This is a genomic window from Pseudomonas sp. ZS1P83, from assembly GCF_054897825.1.
In genome coordinates, this window is the sequence record NZ_CM142706.1 from 2,282,773 (window position 1) to 2,301,640 (window position 18,868).

The window sequence follows — 18,868 nt, forward strand, 5'->3', positions numbered from 1 at the left end:
ATTACCTCGTTGACGATAGAAAAACAGCTTCAGAGCCCCAGTATCGAGCCGACATCCAGCATCACTTGCAGCCCGACAACGAAGCCATTACCGCTCAACTCTCGGGCACTAGGGTTGTAGAAGTTGTCCGGATTGATCAGGTACTGCACGCTCGGCTCAATGGACAGGTTACGGCTAAGCGCAAAGTGACCGTTGGCTTCCAGAGCGTAGACATCCCGGTCGCCCAGGCGCAGGTCGCCGTTGTTGTCGGTGCGCATCCGTTGCTGGAATTCCAGTTGGTGCGGGTTGATCCGCAGGTAGCTGGTCTTGAAATTGAGCTTGTCCTGGGGCCGGTCGAAGGGCGCGAGGTAGGTCAGCCCGGCTTCGGCAAAATGGCTGAAGGGCTGCTTGTTATCGGCGGCCGCCGACAGCGAACCGAACACTTGCAAGCCTTGCAGGTTGGCACGCCACAGCGTCTGACGGAACTTGAAGAAGGCGCCGGCGGTGCCGTGGTCGCTGGCACCGGTCAAGGGATCGACCTGCTTCGAGGAGTTGAAATAAGCGTTGAGTTCGTATTGCGTGGTGTCATCGCCCGGCTTGCTGCCGATCCCCAGCAGGAAGCTGGTACCGCTGGCGTCGTCGGTACTGAAGTCCAGGCCCTTGCGCTTTTTCAGGTAGTCCACCGGGTTGGATTCAAACGCCCCCGCGTGCACGTACAGGCTTGGGTTCACCTGGTATTTCAGGTAGCCGCCCCAGGCGCCATAGGGCGGTGGTAGCACGCCAGTGGAGGAGTCGATGATCGGGTCGTTGCAGGTGACCACGGTGTCGCAGTTGTAGATATAGAAATAGCGCCGGGCATTGGTGCGCCCCAGGTGCAGGTCGAGCCGGCCATCGAGCCATTTTTGTTCGAAGGTCAGCAGGCTCAGTTGGTTGCTGGTGATGTCGTTGTGAATCGGTGCCCCGCCGAAGTAACTGCCGGCGGCACCTTGCCAGTTGCGTGAGGTGGGTTGTCCGGTGCCCTGATCGAGGATGAACACGGTTTCTTCGACATGAAACGCCGAGCCATCGAGGCCGGCCAGCGTGCCGAGGTTGACGTCAGCACCGACGAACAGGTCGCCACTGTTGCCAAAACTGTTAGGCCTTGGGCCGGTGTCGAGGTTCTTCATCGACAGGCTCCAGAACTGTGCGTGGGTCTTAACGCCGTTCCGCGCGAGTTGTTCACCGAGTCCGGCCAGCGGACCGCTGGGGGCGTTCTCGTCGGAATACGCAGGCAGGCTCAGGAGGCCGGTGCAGAATAGCACCGGCAGAATGCGAAGGGTTTTCATGGCAATGTACTCGTCTTGTTATTGTTTTTTTGAGCGAACATCAGCCTGCGTTACGCAGGCGGTTCGGAGCTATGGCTGGCCCGTTTCGGTAAGGCGTCAGACGCAGAGGTATCCGCCATCCACCGCCAGCACGGCGCCGGTGATGAAGCTGGCGCCGGGGCCGCAAAGAAACGCGGCGGCGCTGGCCACTTCAACCGGCTCGCCCCATCGCGCCAGCGGTGTACGTTGCATGATCCGATCGGTGGCTTCGACGTCAGCCTTGAGGCCGGCACCCAACGGCGTGTCGATCCAGCCGGGTGCGATGGCATTGACCCGAATGCCTTCGGCGGCGTACTCGCATGCCAGCGATTTCGTCAGTTGCACGATGGCACCTTTGCTGGCGCTGTAAGCCGGGCGATCGGCTGAGCCGAAGGTGCTGAACATGGACGCGATGTTGAGAATGCTTCCGCCCCGTTTCGCCAGCAGCGGTCGGGCCAACTGGCTGGCGTGCATGGCGGCGGTCAGGTTAAGGCGCAGCACACGCTCGAAGGTCGCCAAGTCGTATTCGTCGCGGTCGCGGCTGATGCCGGCGCTGTTCACCAGCACGTCCAGCCCCGGCAGTTCGGCGAACACCTGCTCCAGTTGTTGGTGGTCGGTGATGTCCAGTTCTAGGTGCCGGACCCGCGGGTGGCGTAGTGCGTGTTCGCCGTCAGCGGCCAAGCCAAGAGCCAGGACCTCGGCGCCGAGCTCGGCGAAATGGACGGCAATAGTGGCACCGATGCCGGAAGTGCCGCCGGTGACCAGCACCTGCTGGTGAGAATAGAGATTGTCCTGAAAAACCATGGGTTGCTCCTTTAGGCGTCGGCCAGGGCCGGATTGGGGTTGACCAGTATTTTGATCTGCGACTTGTCCCGCAGCAGCGCTTCGAAACCTTGTTCCACCGCCTGTTCCAGGGATACGCTGCGAGTCACCGCACGGGCCAGGTCCAGATGGCCGTCGGCGATCAGGGCGATCAGTTCGGGATAGACGTCCCGGTAGCCGACGCTGCCAAGCAGGCGCAGCTCGCGGTTGACAAGGTCGAAGGCGTCCAGCCGGACCTCGCCCATAAGGCTCACCAGAACCAACTCGCCGCCCTTGCGCAGGCTGGCCAGGGCGGCGTCGAGACTGGCCTGGCTGCCGGCCGCCTCGAAGGCGCAATCCATGGCGCCGTCTTCTCGCAACCGCGCTGCGACGTCGCCGTCTCTGGCGTCGAGCACCTGGGTGGCGCCGAATTCACCGGCCAGGGCCAGGCGTTCCGGGCTGAGGTCGACGGCGGTGATGTCGTCCACGCCGCGAAGGCGGGCCAGCATCACCAGCAGCAAACCGATCGGGCCGAGGCCGAACACCACGCAGCGTTGCCCGGGCGCCAGGCTGCTGCGGCGCAAGGCGTGCAGGGCGACGGCAGCCGGTTCGAGCACGGCTGCCTGACGGAAGCTCACAGTCTCCGGCAGGCGGTGCAGCATGTAGGCCGGCACCCGTGCCCGTTCAGCGAATCCGCCGTCCCCCATCAGGCCGATGAAGCCCATCGACTCGCAGAGGTTGTAACGGCCTTCCCCGCAGTAGCGGCATTCGCCGCAGCGGTATTCCGGCTCTACCGCTACCCGGTCGCCGACCTTTAGGTCCACGACGCCGGCGCCTAGGGCGCTGACCACGCCGCAAAACTCGTGACCGAGGGTCAGCGGCGCGCGGCAGCCAGAGAGGGGATGGGGCTCGGCTTGGGGAATCGAGTGCGGTCCGTCTTGGTATTCGTGCAGGTCGCTGCCGCAGATTCCGCAGTAGGCGACCCGTAGTTCGACTTCACCAGTGCCCGGTCTCTGGAGTTCCAGGTCGCTCAGGCGCAGGTCGCGAGCAGCATGCCAGCGCAGTGCTTTCATGGTTGGTTTCCTTGCATAACGGTGGTAACCGGACCACCGCGGCGAGCGAGTACGGCCGGCGCGGTTTCTCGGAGGAACAGCGAGAGGACGGCGGCGAGCAGGGCGCCGCCGCAGGATATCCACATGACGATGGACAGGCCGAAGCGGTCAGCAGCGAAGCCCGCGATGGTGGGCGCGACGAAGCCGCCGATCAGTTCTCCCAACCCCATGATCAGGCCGAGGGCAGTGGCAACAACTGCGCGCGACACGGTCTCTGCCGGAATGGTGGCCATGAAGAGGGTGAAGCAGCCGAGCCCGGTGTAAGTCAGCAGCAACAGCAGGCCAAGGCTGGTGGCGTCCGGTGCGTAGAGCATGGCCAATGGGCAGCAGGCAGCGAGCAGGGAGAAGATCACCAGGGTCGGCCGGCGGCCGATGCGATCGGAGATCGCTGGCACGGCAAAGCCCCAGACCACCCATGCGGCGCCCAAGCAGCTCATCAGTTTGCCCATGGTGGCCGGGCTGAAGCCGCGGGTGTTAACCAGGAAGATCGGGGTAAAGGAGATCAGCACGATGAACCAAGTGACGAACACGCAGCTGATCAGGGTGCAGAGCAGGATATTACGGCTCTTCAACAACGCCAGGCGACTGCCTTTCGGAGCGTCTGCGCTGACTGCCGGCACCTTTTCGCGGGCTGGGTCCGGGCGCACATAGCGCCAGATCAGCCAGGCGATTAGCAGTCCTGGCAGCAGTGAGACAATGAAGGCATGGCGCCAACCAAAGGCTTCGGCCAGGGCTACCAGCAACGGCGGGCCAATGACCGCACCTAGCAGGCCAGCCGCCGAACCCTGCAGCAGGCCCATATTCAGACCGCGCCGATGCGGTGAAGAGGCCTCCACCATCAGCGACTGCGAGAGCGGCAGGATCGGTCCCTCGGCGAGGCCCATGATGCCGCGAAACAGCAGCAGACTGAAGAAGCCGCCAACGAGCCCGGACAGCGCCGAGCACAGTGAGAACAGGATCACCGCAGCGACTAGCAGCGGCTTGCGCTGGCCGCGGCGGTCTGACCAGGCGCTGACCAGCGCGCCGGACACCGCCCAGGCCAGGGCGAGCACTGAGGAGAGCATGCCTAGATGGCTGTTGCTCAGTTGCAGCTCCTTCTGCATGAAGGGGAACAGGAACGACAGCGCCAGGCGGTCGAAGAAGACGAATCCGAAGGTCAGGAACAGCACGCTGAGGAGGACGTTTTCGTAACTGGCGGATTTTTTATTATGTGCCATGTCGGTCTCCAGGCCGGGTTGGCCGGCCAGCAGGGAGGGCGCGTCGGTAAGGAGCGGCGCGCGCCTCCGGTCAGCGGAATAGGGAATCGATATAAGCGGCGCCGACGCCGATCTTCTCGTAGTGCTCGCGGCACATCGCGATGTAGTCGTGGACGTCGAAGAAACCATCAGGGTTACCCTTCTCGTCGAGCCAGATCAGCGGGCCCTTGACGATGAAGAACGCGCGCATCGGCTCTTCGTGCTCGTAGGCAACCAAGGTATGGCCTTCGCCGGGTGTTTCGTAGACGAAGTCGCCAGCGGTGGCGGTCCAGTCATGCTCCAGGTAGCCCCACTTACCGCTGATGGTGTAGGCGAACACCTCGTGAGGGTGGTAGTGGCGGTTGACCAAGCCCGCAGTCGTCGCCATCAGGATGTCGCACCAGCGGTTCTCGCTCGGCGAGATCCACAGCGGCCGCGACTTCACGGTTTCGGTGAAGGGCACGTAGAGGCTATCGTCCTCGGTCGGCGCGTTGTGCAGGTAGACTTCCGGCTTCGCGTCGGGCTTGAAGCAGTTGGGGATGGGTTGCAGGTCTTTCCAGAATTCACGGCTGGCGGCTTCGGGCATGATTGGCATCTGACGTTGTTATTGGTGAGACGAATATAACTAGGACCAGGTGAGCGGGTTTGACCCTGGCGGCCGGGATGCTTACCTTTTTCGGACATCGCTAGTACGGGAGCGACGCAGCTCCCTGCCGTCGATCATGCGGGCGATTGACGGCGGCCTTGATTAAGATATTAATGTTTGTACGCCACCGAACATTCCTGCCGATCGAGAAACGTCGGCGGCTTGACCCGGACGCCTTGCCTGAAATCCGGGAGGTCCACGTAGCGTTCAACGAGAAGAATAAAAATGCCCGCAAATGCCTTGCTCGAAATCCGACGAGCCAGCACCCAGGACACTCCCTTGGAACAGCGCCTGGAGTTCTGGGAGAACTACAACGCCTCCATCCTGGTTGGCCTGAAATGTTCGTCGTACTCCCAGTTCGGCTTCGCCGCGACCCAGGACAACTTGTGTCTCGAACGCCTACGGGTGGCCAGCATCGGCGGCAACGAGCACGTGGTGGAACGCGACCGCTCGATGGTCCGGGCGGTTCCCAAGGAGTCGATCTTCGTGTCCCTGGTCCTGGGCAACCAGTCGTTCTTCTACCAGGACAACGGCTGCAACTTGCTACAGCCGGGCGAACTGGTGATCTACCGGACCGACAAGCCCTACGTATTCGGCTTTTCGGGACCGATGCGCCAGTTCATCTTCGACATTCCCCAGGATGACTTCGCCGAGCGCTGTCTGCGCGACTTTAAGGGGCCGCTGAAGATCGGTGCCGAGACCCCGGTGCAGCGCCTGCTGGTGCGCTCCCTTGGCGAACGCACCCAGGGATTTTTCGACGCGCCGCGGGAAGACGGCGCCGGACGCTTCCAGGAAGAAGCTTACAACCTGCTGGCGAGCATCATCAGCGACCACACCGGCGAGCATCGGGCCAGTGCGCTGAGCGCCTCCTATCTGCTGGCGGCCAAGCAGCACATCCAGGAACACCTCGACGACCCGTCGCTGAGCTGTGAACAAGTGGCCGCCGCCGCCGGCATCTCCAGCCGCCACTTGGCTCGGCTGTTCGCCCAGGAGGGCGCGGCGCCCAGTCGCTACTTGCAGGAGAAGCGCCTTGAGCGCGCCCGCCAGTTGCTTGCCTCGCCCCAGGGAGGGCGCCTGGACATCGCCGAGATAGCCTATCGCCACGGATTTTCCAGCCAGGCGCATTTCGCCCGTGCCTTCAAGGGGCGCTTCGGAATGACCCCCAGCGAGGCGCGCGCCCGCTAGATGTGATCGGAACCGGAAGCAAAGTTGTTGGCATTTCCCTTCGAAGGTCTTGGCGGACACTGGCCAAATTGACTCCCCGCGCCAACGCGTCCCTTTTTTCTAACGCGCTTCTAGCCTAAGCTTTTTCGCCGTGTGACCTGAAGGGTGTATACAAGAATATCCTGGCCGTTTGGGAATCATGAGCGATGGGGCGGCAGGATCGCGTTCTCGACTGTGGACAACGCTGAAGACGCCCGACGGGGTAGCAGGCGAAATCCTTGGCTTCCTGCTCAAGCTCACGACGGACATTCGGTATCGAGCATTCAGACTATGGTCTGAGCATTGGCATCGTCTTGCCGCAATAAATCGTGTGTCCATCTATTATGCGGCAACAGCCTCTGTACCACTGCGCATTGGGTCAGTAGAACTGACGAGAGGCGGCGAGCTCGTCCAATCGGGGCGGTTCCTGCTGATGTCGCTCAGAGGTCTTGTTCGGCTAACAGCTCCCTGCTGTCTGGTCGCTTCGCCAAACGAGACATCAGGGTTGCGGTCACCAATAGCGAGAGGGCACCGAATACCGCCATCCTCCGGGGAGCTTCTCTGGTGCGTTTGAAAGTGCAGGAAGCACATTGCAAACAGCGTCGCCACGATAAACCGCGTACGCTCATGGGCTAAATCATCGTCAGCCATCAGTATGGTAAGTACGCGAGGTCATCAGCGGCGGACGCCAAGGAGAGGGAGAGGGTACCAGTCTTCGGTAAATCCAGCAGATGAAGTGACAACCGACCGCTTCCCGCTACAGTACGTCTACCTCGAGTTTTTCATCGAGCCTGCCATAAGCCCAACTGGGTCGAGATCCCTTCCTAGCTTCTTCGCCGCCTTCATGACGCGACGCTGATTTGCAGTCATTCTACTTCCAAGACTCTTCGCCTTTTCCTCGAATTACTCCTCTGTGACAGAGATTTCTGGCTCATGCTCATCTCGAAACCTTCAAAGTTAGATATGTATCTACTTACTGACTCAGCGGATAGCAAATCGATTGCAGCAATATTTAGCCGTCAATCATTGTGCTGAAAACCGGCTCGACAAGATCCCTCGAGAGCAGCTCTCGGTACTCCCGGCCAGGATCATGTCATCAACCGTAGGAAAATGACGTAACAAGTGCTTTGCATCAGATCGCACTCGATCGGGCAGCGCTTTGTCGTGAGAAAGTTTAATTAAAAACTTACGCGTCTGCAGAACCGCACTGAGATACGCGAACTAATTATTCATTTATAGGGCAGGGTCTCGAATTCCAATCTTTACTTCGCAAAAAAACACAGATCTAGTTCGGAGCGCTGAGGGTATCAAGGCACGCTCATGAACATATTTAACATGGCACCTCGTTTAACATAATATACATTACACGTAACAAGATATTTCAAGATTAGCCCGGTTACACTCAGATTCTAAAGCGATCAAGCTTCTAGCGACTGCCCAACTCCATATCCGCAAAATCAAATCCTGGTGAAACCGATTCACTGATCAGACCGAATCCCGCCAATCCATTTGTAAGGCTCCACCAGGCACTTATAACTGCAAACAGTGTCCGGCGTGAGATCGCTGCCCATCGGTAGTAATGCACGATGTCCGATTGGTCAGATGAAAATGACCTATCGGCGAATCCTTAGTCAGCAAGTAATAAATGGATGTCATCAGGTGGCGCTGACCGCCCGCGGTTGCGACCATCGCATGGTTATCGAATTGAAAGGTTTTGCGGTAGAAACCGCCCTCCATGTGGGGTTCCAGGTCCAGTGCTCAGACCACTGCCTCAACGCTGGGGCTGGGACTGGGACTGGGACTGGGACTATCAAAGGTATTGCCAGTCATTTTGATTGGTCTCCAGCCTTGAAATAGCACTCACAAAATACTTGCACTCTATCAGCCATACAGCATCAATTAATATTAACTATGTTAAAGAGCTATTTAGTAGAGCTAGCTATTAGAGTCGGGACGCACGGTATTGCCCTCGCCCACAGCCGCTATGTCGATATTTTTCACACCGCACTCGTGTTTGCGACACGAGCGGTGCGAATAAACAAGGCGCGCACCTTCTCCCAGAAGTTTCCCCCCAGCACGAAAAAGCTACCGATCAGCATCGCATCCCCCAGCGCTTGAAGCTGCCAGAGGTTGGGTCTGAGTCCAGGCCAAAGGTTGTCGATGTAGGGTTCAAGCAGCGATGAGATCAGCGGCAAACAAAACATGACGATGCCGACTCGATGACGAACCGGCCCCACTTCGAGATCGGGTTTGGGCACGAGCGTGGACACGTAACCGAACACGCTGCGTTTCAATTGCTGGAAACCTGACTTGCCCATGATGGTGATAACGAGAATCAGCAGGACTTTGTTGCTGATGAACAGCACGCCGGTCAGCGCAGCGACCTTTGAGCCGGGTACACCGGCCGCTGCTGCGACCGGCACCATCAGCCAGGACCCCAACATCAAGCAGATAATGGCTATGCCCCCTTTGAAGCGCCAACCGGCTGAATGAGGTTCAACACTGCCCTGGGTGGTATTCATGATCGTCGTACCTTTTTAGCCGACCGCAGTAGATTTGAAGGAGCTTAAAAAGCGTAGCAGCCGCCTGTCGATTCGGGCGGCTATGCTCCAGTGATCTTCGTTGGTCGGGAAATGCGTAATGCATCCAAGTAGATCCCTGCTGATTCGGCCAGGCCAGCTCCTGCTGCTGGGTGTATTCGGCATCAGTGGTTGCGTACGGCTGGGCCCGGACTTCCAGTCGCCCGGCGAAGAATGGGTCAAGCACTGGAACACCCCTGCCCTCCAGCAATCCAACCAACGTGGGCTTAACCCGGATCTGCGTCAGTGGTGGCAAGTTTTCGCCGATCCGGTTCTCAACCACCTGATTGCCGACTCGGATGCTCACAACGCCAGCCTTAAGATCGCCGGCCTGCGCGTGATAGAAGCCCGTGCCCAGTTGGGCATCGCCCAAAGCGGGCTATACCCGCAACTGCAGCAGGCCAGCGCCGATAGTCTGTACTTCAATCGAAAACAAACGGGCGGCAGCAATCCGCAGGACAGGCATTTCTGGCAATACAGTGCCGGTTTTGATGTTGGCTGGGAGCTGGACTTTTGGGGACGCTTCAGTCGCGCCATCGAGTCGTCCGATGCCAGTTACTTCGCCGCCCAGGCCAACTATGAAGACGTGCTCGTGTTGTTGCGGGCGCAAGTGGCCGACACCTACTTCTCGCTGCGCACCACCGAAGCGCGTTTGCGCGTCGCCCGGGAAAACGCCAGGCAGCAGAAACGCAGCTTTGAGATCACCGAGAAGTTGTTCAACCGCGGTCAGACTGCCGAGCTCGACCTGCAACAAGCCAAGACCCAGTACCTTGGCACGCTGAGCACCATCCCCAATCTCGAAGACCAGTTGTTGCGCACCCGCAATGCGTTAGCCGTATTGATCGGTCAGCCGCCCGGCGCACTGCCGCAGCTGATCGAGAATGAAGGATTGATCCCGCTGGTCGACCGTGGCGTGCTGCAGGATGTACCGGCCAATTTGCTGCTGCGTCGGCCCGACGTGCGCGCCGCCGAGCTCAATGTCGCGGCCCAGTCGGCGCTGATCGGCGTGGCCGAAAGCGATTTCTACCCGTCGCTGACCTTGTTGGGCAGCATCGTCTGGTCGGCCGACACGCTGAAGGGCACCTCCAAAAGCCTGGACCTGATCGGCGGCCCCAGTCTGCGCTGGAACCTGTTCGACCACGGCCAGATCAGCAACAACGTGCGCGTGCAGGATGCCCGTTTGCAGCAACTGATCGAGGCCTACCGCGACAAGGTTCGTCAGGCTGCACGCGAAGCTGACGATGCCGCCAGCGGCCTGATCAAATCACTGGAGCGTGAACAAATCCTGCGTGAGGCCGAAGTGGCAGCCAAGCGCTCGCTGGTGTTGGCCAGCTCGCTATACCGCGAAGGGTATTCGGACTTCCAGCGGGTGCTGGATGCGCAGCGCGCGTTGCTCGAACAGCAGGACAACTACCTGATCGCTCGCAGCAACGCGGTGAGCAACGTGATTGCCCTGTACAAATCCCTGGGTGGCGGTTGGTACAGCGCTCAGCCAAAAGTTGACGACATTACCCGCGAGCAGATGGAAAAACGCACGGACTGGGGCGACCTTCTGAATGAGCCTACCGCTGCGCAGCCAGCCTTTCCCATCCCACAGAAGGTAAAAAAAGATGAGTGAAGCCGCGCAGCCCTCCCCCGACGCGCCCATCTCCAAGGCGCCAGCGCCGGCCCCCGACTCGGCGAAAAAAGGCATCAAGTGGGTGTTGCTATTGATCATCCTGAGCCTGGCCTGGTACCTGTTGGCGGACCGCTTCACACCCTATACGCAGCAGGCACGGGTGGGGGCCTTTGTGATTCCGGTGGCCGCGGAAGTGGCGGCACGAGTGACCCGTGTAAACGTGCGAAACAACCAAGACGTCAAGGCCGGCGAAGTCCTTTTTGAGGTGGATTCTCAGCCCTATCAGATTGCCGTCGATCGCGCGCGCGCTGACCTTGAGTCGACACGCCGGCAGATCGGTGCCAGCACTGCCGGAATCGCGTCGGCGCAAGCGTCGTTGCGTGCTGCTCAGGCGAACGAACGTAAGGCCCGGCAGGACAATCAGCGTCTTGAAGGTTTGTATCGCGAAGACCCGGGTACCGTATCCGTGCGCCTGCTTGAAGTGTCCCGCGCCAACCATGAACAGGCGGTCAGCCAAGTGGCCGCCGCCCGTGCCGAAATTCATCGTGCGCAAGAGCAGGAAGGTGGCAGCGACGAAGAGAACGCCCTGCTGCGCAGCGCCGCCACGGCGCTCTCAAAAGCCGAACTGGATCTGGCCAATACGCAGATTCGCGCGCGCTCGGCCGGCCTGATCACGGACCTGCGTACTGACGTTGGCCAATTCGCTGCTGCCGGTAGCCCGGTCATGACCCTGATCGCCATCCGCGATGTGTGGATCAGTGCGGACATGACCGAGAACAACCTGGGCCTGGTGAAGCCCGATACTGTGGTGGCGATTGCACTGGATGCGCTGCCCGGCCAGGTTTTCGAGGGCCGCGTGCGCAGTGTCGGCTACGGAGTCAGCGTGGGTCAGACGCCTGCGCCCGGCACGTTGCCCAGTGTGCAGAACAGCCGCGACTGGCTGCGTCCGGCACAGCGCTTCCCGGTGATTATCGAATTTTCTGCTGAGTCAATGAACACACTGCGTGACAGTCGCGCCATCCGTGCCGGTGGGCAGGCCGAAGTCATGGCCTTCCCCACCCAGGGCAACCCGCTCAACCCGCTCGGTCGCGTGTTCCTGGGACTGATGAGCTGGCTGTCCTATGCCTACTGAACGCACTCCCCGAGTTCAACGCGCACTGCGCCTCGCCACAGGCACGGCACTGTGCCTGGCAATCAGTTTCGGCCTGGGTTTGCCGATCCCGTTTATCGCGCCAGTGCTGTGCTTGCTGCTGCTGGCCACGCTCAATCGTGCACTGCCATTCAAGGCTGGAGTGGTGCTCGCACTGACCCCGATGTTGACCACTGGCATCGGCCTGTTATTGATCCCGATCCTGCGTTATTACCCCTTCAGCGGCGTGCTATTGATTGGCGCCAGTCTGTTCCTGGCTTTCCGTTTTGGACTGCGTGGCGGTAACAACCTGATCGTCACTTTTCTTGTGATTGGCCTGACCATGATCTCTTCGGCCGGTGTGGTGGATTTTGATTTAGCCGCGATGGTCATCGGTGCGTTGGTCAAGGGGTTGCTCCTGGCCGTCATAGTGCTGGCACTCAGTCATTGGCTGTTTCCCGAGCCGATCAATGCCCCGTCACCACCGGCCGCCCCACTCCTGCCGGCCGAAGACGTCGGGCGGGTGGCGCTGCGTGCCACCCTGATCGTGCTGCCGACATTCCTGCTGGCGCTGATCGATCCGGCCAGCTATCTGCCGATCATCTTGAAGGCAGTCAGTCTGGGTCAGCAAAGCTCGACGACGACCACACGCCATGCCGGTCGTGAACTGGTCGGTTCAACGTTGCTCGGTGGCTTGCTGGCCATACTGTTCTGGTGTGCCCTCAGCCTGTTTGTACATCTGTGGATGTTCTTTCTGTGGATGCTGCTGTTCGGCCTGATGTTGGCGCGCAAGCTCTATGCCCTGAGCCCGACGCGATTAAGCCCCGGGTTCTGGCTCAACAGCCTGGTCACGCTGATTATCCTGCTGGGCCAGTCGGTTCAGGACAGTGCCGCGGGCAAGGACGTTTATACCGCGTTTGCCGTGCGCATGGGCTTGTTCATCGCCGTGACGCTGTATGCCTGTCTGATGGTGCATTTGCTCGATCAGCCGCAGCCAAATGACGCTCAAGGGTTAACCTGATATCCCTTCACTTGCAGGCAGCTTGAGTAGGCCGTTGAACTGGTCGCGGCACTGGTTTTCTGCTGTGCCCGGCGCTCCTGACGCTGGCGTGAGCCTCCGACCACCGCGCCCGCTGCCGCCGTCCCTTTTGCCTGGTTCTGGCGATAGTCCTGCTTCACGTCATCATCGACGCGGTCATAAAACTCGTCATGCTGACGGCCGCGCACCTGCGCCGCCGCGGTCCCTGCGGCAGCGCCCACAGCGGTTCCCTTCAGCCTTCCACCGGCAGGAGGCGGTGCAATCGACGCGCTCTGACTGGCCGCGATGTTGTGGCAATCGGTGATGTCCAATTGAGTTTTTTGCGAATTCTGCCCTTTCATCGGCACGACCGTTTCCGCCCATCCCTGGGTCGAGGAAACCGACAATGCAATGCACAGGCTAATTGACGACAACGTTCTCATGATGACCTCCTAAAGAGCCTTTGCTACTCCACACACCATGATTCTGAACCGGGCTCAACACAGAAGATTGTAGATCACCCCTCCTCGCCCCTCACTCCACCGGGACTATGCCGTCGAGTAACAATTTTTCGCGGCGGTGCAAGCCATGACCTAACCTGAATGGCTAAAGTCGCCGGGGCATACCTATGCGTCCTGCATTGAAGTTACTCATGTTCATTGTGTTTGCGCTGCTGGGGCCGACCATCGGCTTGCTGTCGGCAGACGAAATAGCAATACCTCCAAGCAGCGCCGAAGCCAGTTCAACCACTACCGTGTCAAAGAGCGATCTGGAAGCACTGCAATTAAGGCTGGACAACCTTAAACAGCAGGTGTCACTGACCAGTAACTTCACCCAGTTGGTAGGTTTTCAGGACAACGTTCAATTGCTCTTCAGTGATGCGGACAAGTTGGCGACTGTGTTACTCCCCGAGCAGGCGCAATTGCAAGGGCAACTCAGTGTGCTCGGGACTGCATCCCCTAGTAGCTTTGCTATGGAAAAGGCTGATCTCGTGAAGCAGAGGTCCTATCTCACCGCACAAAAAGACAAGGTGGATGACGATCTCAAAATACTGCAGGCCATCAAGGAAGGCGCTACTAACCTCATCACTCAGATAGCCAGCATTCGGCGTACTCAACTGGAAACCGAACTGGCCCAGCGCACCGCCAGTCTCCTCAACCCCCGGTTCTGGTCACCGCTGTTTTCTCCACTGGAGGAGGATAAAAACCGTCTGACGTTTTTAATCGACCAGTCTATAAGTGTCGCTCAGTCCGTCTGGCAACCCGGCCGGCGTGTTATGACCGTCACGTTGTTAATGCTGGCCCTGGCCTTCTGGACGCCGGGGCGAAGACTGGCTGAGCGTGGCTTGACATGGATCTGCATCCATCGACTACCGGAAGGTCGACTGCGCAGAAGTTCATTGGCGATAGCGACGGTGCTCGCCACGCTGTTGAGCGCAGGTTGCGCAATACAGCTCATCTCTATTGCCGCTACCCGGCTTCAACCATTGCCGCAACCACTGCAAGGCTATTTTGACGATGTCGAGAAGGTCGCTTATGCCTGCGCCATGATTATCGGCCTGAGTCGGGCCCTGCTGTCTAAACGCAATCCCTCATGGCGGTTGCCTGGCATAGCCGATGAAGTGGCGCTTTCGATAAGCCCTTTTCCGGCGCTGCTGGCCGGATCAATGCTGATACTCATATCGCTGGTACAAATAACCAATGCGACGGGTATGAGTTCGCAGGTAGTGCTCTTCAGCCGGGGCGTCGTGGCATTAGTCGTCATCTTGATTATTGGCGCGTTATTGCTGCGGACCAATAAAACCCGCCGAGCGATGGTCATTGCCGGGGAAGCCCCTGAATCAGGCACTACGCTGGCGGGTCTGATTTACAGCGGCGTTAGCCTCGCGGTTTTGATCTCGATTATTGGCCTCCTGGTCGGTTACATCTCCCTGGCCCGATTCATCACTTACGAAATTGTCTGGCTCTATATCGTTATTGCCAGCTTCTATTTGCTGACGCAGTTGTTCAGGGACCTGTGTGATTACCTGTTTTCTCCAAAGCACCCAAGCGGCAAGGCGATCAAACAGCTGCTGGGTATCGGCGACGTACGGCTTGAACAAATCGAGGTTGTTGTGTCGGGTATTGGCAGGGTGGCATTACTGTTAATTGCCGTGATTACAACGTTTGTGGGGGGGATTGGAGCGACCTTTGGACAACTGACAGACAGGGTTTCAGCGATTCTTGGCGGCGATGGCTTGCGCAAGTTGAATATCATCCCGGGAAATCTGCTGAATGCGCTCCTGGCACTGTTGATCGGTATCTACCTGATTCGATCGCTGCGCAGATGGCTGGATAACGAGTTCCTGCCGAAAACCGACATGGACCCCGGCATGGGTGCGTCACTAAGCACCCTGTTCAGTAACATCGGGTATGCACTGGTCATTCTGCTGGCGTTGTCTTCATTGGGCGTTAAATGGACGAATCTGGCCTGGATCGTCAGTGCGTTGTCGGTGGGGATCGGCTTCGGCTTGCAGGAGATCGTCAAGAACTTCGTATCCGGGTTAATCCTGCTCACCGAGCGTCCGGTCAAGGTCGGCGACCTGATCAGCATCAGCGGGGTCGAAGGTGATATCCGGCGAATTAATGTAAGGGCCACCGAGATACAACTCAGTGATCGCTCGATCGTGATCGTCCCCAACTCCCAGCTGATTTCCCAGAACCTGCGCAATGTGACCTTGGGCGGTAGCGCCCAAGGGGTGGCGACACTCGAACTGGTGTTCCCTCTGGATATCGACCCCGAGCAAGTCAAAACCCTGCTGTACACCGCCTATTGCGAACATGAAACCATCCTCGACAAACCCGCCCCCGTTGTTCGATTCAGCAATCTGAGTCCTGAAGGCATCACATTAACCATCACCGGCTATGTCAGCAGCCCAAGGATTGTCAGTACGACCAAGAGCGATCTGCTCTTTGAGATCCTGAAGCGATTGAGTGCGGCCGGCATCGAGTTGGCCAAGCCTGTTCCTGCGCCATGACATTAACGACTGAGCTTCAGCGTTTCACTCGGCAATTCCTTAAATAACGCCCGATAACTGCTGGAAAATCTTCCTAAATGCCAGAACGACCAACGCATCGCGACATCTGCCACCGTGGTGTCCTTGGCCGTGCGGCTGAGCAATTCTCGGCGCGCACTGTTGAGTCGACGCAAGCGCAGCCAATGGGTCGGGGTCATCCCGGTATACGCTTTGAACGCATGCTGCAACTGACGCAGTGACACCCCGCGACTTGCGAAAGCTCCAACAGATTCAGGGTTTCTTCCGGGGCATCAGCCAAAGTTATATGTTATTCGCCCCTCAATAAGCGACATTTACCGTCGCTTATTGAGGGATCTCAAGATTCAAACAGAATTACGTCTATTCGAAGGTGCTCGAACGCGCTGTGTCCCGTTATAAACAGCCATATTATTTTTCACGCGCTCACCGTAGAACTGACGTTGCTCGCTGGTAAGCCGATAGGTTTGCCATTTGAAACCATTTAATTCAGGTTTGTTCGACACCCATTCCTGGATCCCTTGAGGTGTAGAAATAATAGCCGACGCTTCTCTGTGCACTGCTCTTCTTTCGGCTAATTCAGCTTCAATATTCGACTTTTGCCCATCGTCAAAATCCCCACTTGCAAAGCCGCGCTCTAAGTTCCTGATACCTTCATACCGAACGTGCCCTTCACTTTTCACTTTATAGCTTTGGGCGGTATGCACCTGAATTTCGAATTTTGTTTTCCCATCTGGCAGTAAAAAATTTGCATTTACTCCTCGATAGGCTTGTTCAGAAAAAAAAGTATTTCGAATCAGGACTGGTTTATAACCTTTACTCCCTAAGGTGTAGAAGGCTTTAACCACACCTTGGACGAACTCCTGCTGTTCAGATTCACTTATTTTCCCACCTGCACCATAAGGAAATCCTATGGTATAGCGCAATACGTCATTCATCTGATCAGGCGGAGCCACACTCAATTTTTGCGCGAGCGATTCAGGAGTTTTAAGGCGATATTCTCGGCCATATAACTCGGCACCTAGCTCCTTAGTTGTAACGTCGAGAAGAGCGGTTAGCGCCGGTTCATACTGACCTATTCTCGCAACCATTTCCTGAGCTTTTTTCGTCCGAAACTCTTCCGGAACTATTTGATCCTCAGAAATTTTTTCTTTATTAAGTCCATAGCTGTCCCTATATGAAACGGGGTTATTACCCACCATGCAATATAAGTTAAGTCCATCAACTGCTTGCTTAGGATCCGAGCTGATCCAACGCGTCAGCCAGGACGCATAATAGCGGAAATGATAATAGTGAAGACCAGTGGCGTCGCGTGTTCTGCAAGAGTAGCGAATTGTCTTGTACTTGGCTTCGATAGCAGATCCGGATGCCCACCAGGCGCTAGTCCCGTGAGCGTGGTATTCCTCATGGCTGATGACACGGCCATTTTCGTCCAATTCCAGCGTAATACTGCCCAATTGATTGTTTATATTGTAGCGAAAGCGATCATTGTCCAACCCTGCTGGCAGACCTGAATCCCAATGCAGTATCTGCACCGAACCGCTTCCGATCTGAACATTGATGACCTGGAATATTTCTCCTGTAGCCATATTTGTGTGCAGTTCAAGCTCCGGCAAATAGCTCACGACGGCTAAATGTATCAGAGATTTGGCCTTCGTCGTTCGTATTTTGCGTAGTCGTTTGTAAACAGCGTCATATTGATAGACCTCATCATCGTTGCTGGCCTCTTCACGTAACACCTGACTCACTCGCCTCAATTGATTACGCAGATACCATTCCATCTCCTGCCCTTGTTGCAAGGCCAACTGGTTACCATTGAAGTCGAAACCCGAGTCGGGATCCGGCGACGCCTCGCCCTCTTTCCAGTACAGGCTGCGATTGCTGCGTTCAGCCACCTTCATTTTCCGCCGATAGCTCACATCCCCGGCTTGATGTCTCAATTCCAGCATATTGCCAGCGGAATCATAATCAAAGAATTGCCGATATTGCCGCTGTCGACTAGCGTCACCTATGGGAGATAGTTCAGGCAGGGCTGGACCCACGCAGGCCAGGATGCTTTCCTTGCCGGAGGCTTCAATCAGTTGATAGAGCGTATCGTAGCCGTAGGTGGAAAACGGCTCGATGCGCTGGTTCTTGTGGTACTGCACGGGCTGCGCCCGATCCTCCTGTTGTAAAACATTGCCCACAGGGTCATAGATATATCGTAGATCCTGAAGCAGTTCATTAGTTGATTTGCGGACTTGCCGGCGTTGCAGTTGCCCACTGGCAGGGTCGTATACAGCACTGCCGAGGATTCCGTTGCCAGAGGTCTCGGACAACACTTGACCTAAAGCGTTGTACACAATCGAACCCACCAGACACTGGGGCGTTGCCGCACCGGCCAAGCTCAGCCGGACTTCTTTAAGTTTGCCGGCCACCGTAAAATGCCGAGTCTGAAGATTGCCCTTGGCGTCTTTTTGGCTGATTATTTCGCCCTGCGCATCCCGTACCCAGCTACTGCTATAGCGGTTCAGTTCTAACCAAGTTTCACGTTCAGTTTCGTTTTCCGACCAATCTGGAACATCTGGTGCCTTCAGAAAACGTTGAGTTTCGGCCTGGGGCTGGAAGTACAAATCGTAGCTTTCCCAGCATCGACTGCCGCCGGAGTCGTCATGACGCATGAGTTGGCCACGCAAGTTATTTCCCGTATCCGTTTCACTTCCTGCATATCGCAACCGTTCTACGCATCGCAAGGTTTCACCCAAAGCCTGCTCGTGCAGTTCCACCAAACGCAACTGTGTATTGTACTTCCGACAGAATTGGCTGCCACGACTGTCCCATCTAATCAATACTTGGCCTGCTGTGCCGAAAAGCGTCAGGTGCTGCCCCGCATCAACACTTTGCGTGAGGATCGGCTGTTGTGCCAGGTTATAGGTGGTCTGGAGATTGGGCGTAACAACGTGCCCCTCCTCTGTCAGCGCCCACAAACGAGGGTCCCATTGCGCTATCAAACGAGCCGAAACATCAAAGGATTGTCGATTAACCCTTGTTTGTTTGGGTTCGTCCGCATGACTCCTGCAATAGGCGACGCTGCGTACTGTAAGTCCGCGTGGATCAAAACCAGTGACTGTTGGAGTGTGATGATGCAGGTTAGTCGCCATATCTGAACTCTCCATGAGATCAGCACAAAGCTTA

Annotated in this window: 14 protein-coding genes and 3 pseudogenes; 5 read left to right on the forward strand and 12 right to left on the reverse strand. The window is 57.6% G+C overall.

Annotated elements, in window-relative coordinates; genetic code table 11:
• Positions 1–29: 29 nt before the first annotated feature.
• The 5 genes from ACYZT0_RS11105 to ACYZT0_RS11125 all read right to left on the reverse strand — a co-directional run bounded on the left by ACYZT0_RS11105 (position 30) and on the right by ACYZT0_RS11125 (position 5,056).
• Positions 30–1,304 (reverse strand): carbohydrate porin, encoded by a 1,275-nt coding sequence (locus ACYZT0_RS11105; RefSeq protein WP_462045860.1) that lies wholly within the window; start codon positions 1,302–1,304, stop codon positions 30–32.
• Positions 1,305–1,400: 96 nt separating this feature from the next.
• The gene (locus ACYZT0_RS11110; protein WP_462045861.1) at positions 1,401–2,126 is read right to left on the reverse strand and encodes an SDR family NAD(P)-dependent oxidoreductase; all 726 of its coding nucleotides are present in this window, start codon (positions 2,124–2,126) and stop codon (positions 1,401–1,403) included.
• Between the two features lie 11 nt (positions 2,127–2,137).
• Positions 2,138–3,196, reverse strand: a complete 1,059-nt coding sequence (locus ACYZT0_RS11115) for a 2,3-butanediol dehydrogenase (RefSeq protein ID WP_462045862.1) — start codon at positions 3,194–3,196, stop codon at positions 2,138–2,140.
• Positions 3,193–4,452, reverse strand: coding sequence for an MFS transporter (locus ACYZT0_RS11120; protein WP_462045863.1), 1,260 nt, complete (start codon positions 4,450–4,452; stop codon positions 3,193–3,195). The genes ACYZT0_RS11115 and ACYZT0_RS11120 overlap by 4 nt, the downstream gene beginning before the upstream one ends.
• A gap of 70 nt (positions 4,453–4,522) precedes the next feature.
• On the reverse strand, positions 4,523–5,056 hold the full coding sequence (locus tag ACYZT0_RS11125) for a 2,4'-dihydroxyacetophenone dioxygenase family protein (RefSeq protein WP_462046548.1): 534 nt from the start codon (positions 5,054–5,056) through the stop codon (positions 4,523–4,525).
• Between the two features lie 285 nt (positions 5,057–5,341).
• Here ACYZT0_RS11125 and ACYZT0_RS11130 point away from each other — a divergent pair, with 285 nt between their 5' ends.
• Positions 5,342–6,301 carry a helix-turn-helix domain-containing protein gene (locus ACYZT0_RS11130; RefSeq protein ID WP_462045864.1) on the forward strand — a complete coding sequence of 320 codons (960 nt, stop codon included), beginning with the start codon at positions 5,342–5,344 and terminating at the stop codon, positions 6,299–6,301.
• Positions 6,302–7,342: 1,041 nt separating this feature from the next.
• On the opposite strand, the gene ACYZT0_RS11135 is transcribed toward ACYZT0_RS11130, so the two are convergent.
• From ACYZT0_RS11135 to ACYZT0_RS11150, 4 genes and pseudogenes are all read right to left on the reverse strand, one after another.
• A complete protein-coding gene (locus ACYZT0_RS11135; RefSeq protein ID WP_462046549.1) occupies positions 7,343–7,519 on the reverse strand; it encodes a BPSL0761 family protein in 177 nt (58 codons plus the stop codon).
• Between the two features lie 226 nt (positions 7,520–7,745).
• Positions 7,746–7,829: pseudogene (locus tag ACYZT0_RS11140) on the reverse strand (cupin domain-containing protein); the annotation flags it as partial.
• Between the two features lie 66 nt (positions 7,830–7,895).
• Positions 7,896–8,074 (reverse strand): annotated as a pseudogene (locus ACYZT0_RS11145) (cupin domain-containing protein); the annotation flags it as partial.
• 242 nt (positions 8,075–8,316) lie between these two features.
• Complete coding sequence (locus ACYZT0_RS11150; protein ID WP_462045865.1) at positions 8,317–8,841, reverse strand: transporter suffix domain-containing protein; 525 nt, start codon at positions 8,839–8,841, stop codon at positions 8,317–8,319.
• A 118-nt stretch (positions 8,842–8,959) separates the two neighbouring features.
• On the opposite strand from ACYZT0_RS11150, the gene ACYZT0_RS11155 reads away from it, so the two are divergent.
• The 3 genes from ACYZT0_RS11155 to ACYZT0_RS11165 are packed head-to-tail and all read left to right on the forward strand — an operon-like array spanning position 8,960 to position 12,666.
• Positions 8,960–10,516: an efflux transporter outer membrane subunit gene (locus tag ACYZT0_RS11155; RefSeq protein ID WP_462045866.1), complete on the forward strand. Its 1,557-nt coding sequence runs from the start codon at positions 8,960–8,962 to the stop codon at positions 10,514–10,516.
• The gene (locus tag ACYZT0_RS11160) at positions 10,509–11,648 is read left to right on the forward strand and encodes an HlyD family secretion protein (RefSeq protein WP_462045867.1); all 1,140 of its coding nucleotides are present in this window, start codon (positions 10,509–10,511) and stop codon (positions 11,646–11,648) included. Before ACYZT0_RS11155 ends, ACYZT0_RS11160 begins: the two co-directional genes overlap by 8 nt.
• Positions 11,638–12,666: a DUF2955 domain-containing protein gene (locus ACYZT0_RS11165; protein ID WP_462045868.1), complete on the forward strand. Its 1,029-nt coding sequence runs from the start codon at positions 11,638–11,640 to the stop codon at positions 12,664–12,666. Before ACYZT0_RS11160 ends, ACYZT0_RS11165 begins: the two co-directional genes overlap by 11 nt.
• On the opposite strand, the gene ACYZT0_RS11170 is transcribed toward ACYZT0_RS11165, so the two are convergent.
• Positions 12,651–13,106, reverse strand: a complete 456-nt coding sequence (locus ACYZT0_RS11170; protein WP_462045869.1) for a hypothetical protein — start codon at positions 13,104–13,106, stop codon at positions 12,651–12,653. The genes ACYZT0_RS11165 and ACYZT0_RS11170 overlap by 16 nt on opposite strands.
• Before the next feature lie 185 nt (positions 13,107–13,291).
• On the opposite strand from ACYZT0_RS11170, the gene ACYZT0_RS11175 reads away from it, so the two are divergent.
• A complete protein-coding gene (locus ACYZT0_RS11175; protein WP_462045870.1) occupies positions 13,292–15,679 on the forward strand; it encodes a DUF3772 domain-containing protein in 2,388 nt (795 codons plus the stop codon).
• 2 nt (positions 15,680–15,681) lie between these two features.
• Here ACYZT0_RS11175 and ACYZT0_RS11180 read toward each other — a convergent pair.
• Together ACYZT0_RS11180 and ACYZT0_RS11185 are read right to left on the reverse strand one after the other, a co-directional pair.
• A pseudogene (locus tag ACYZT0_RS11180) lies at positions 15,682–15,974 on the reverse strand (helix-turn-helix domain-containing protein); the annotation flags it as partial.
• 67 nt (positions 15,975–16,041) lie between these two features.
• Entirely contained in the window at positions 16,042–18,834 is a 2,793-nt protein-coding gene (locus ACYZT0_RS11185) for an RHS repeat domain-containing protein (RefSeq protein ID WP_462045871.1), read from the reverse strand.
• Positions 18,835–18,868 lie beyond the last annotated feature (34 nt).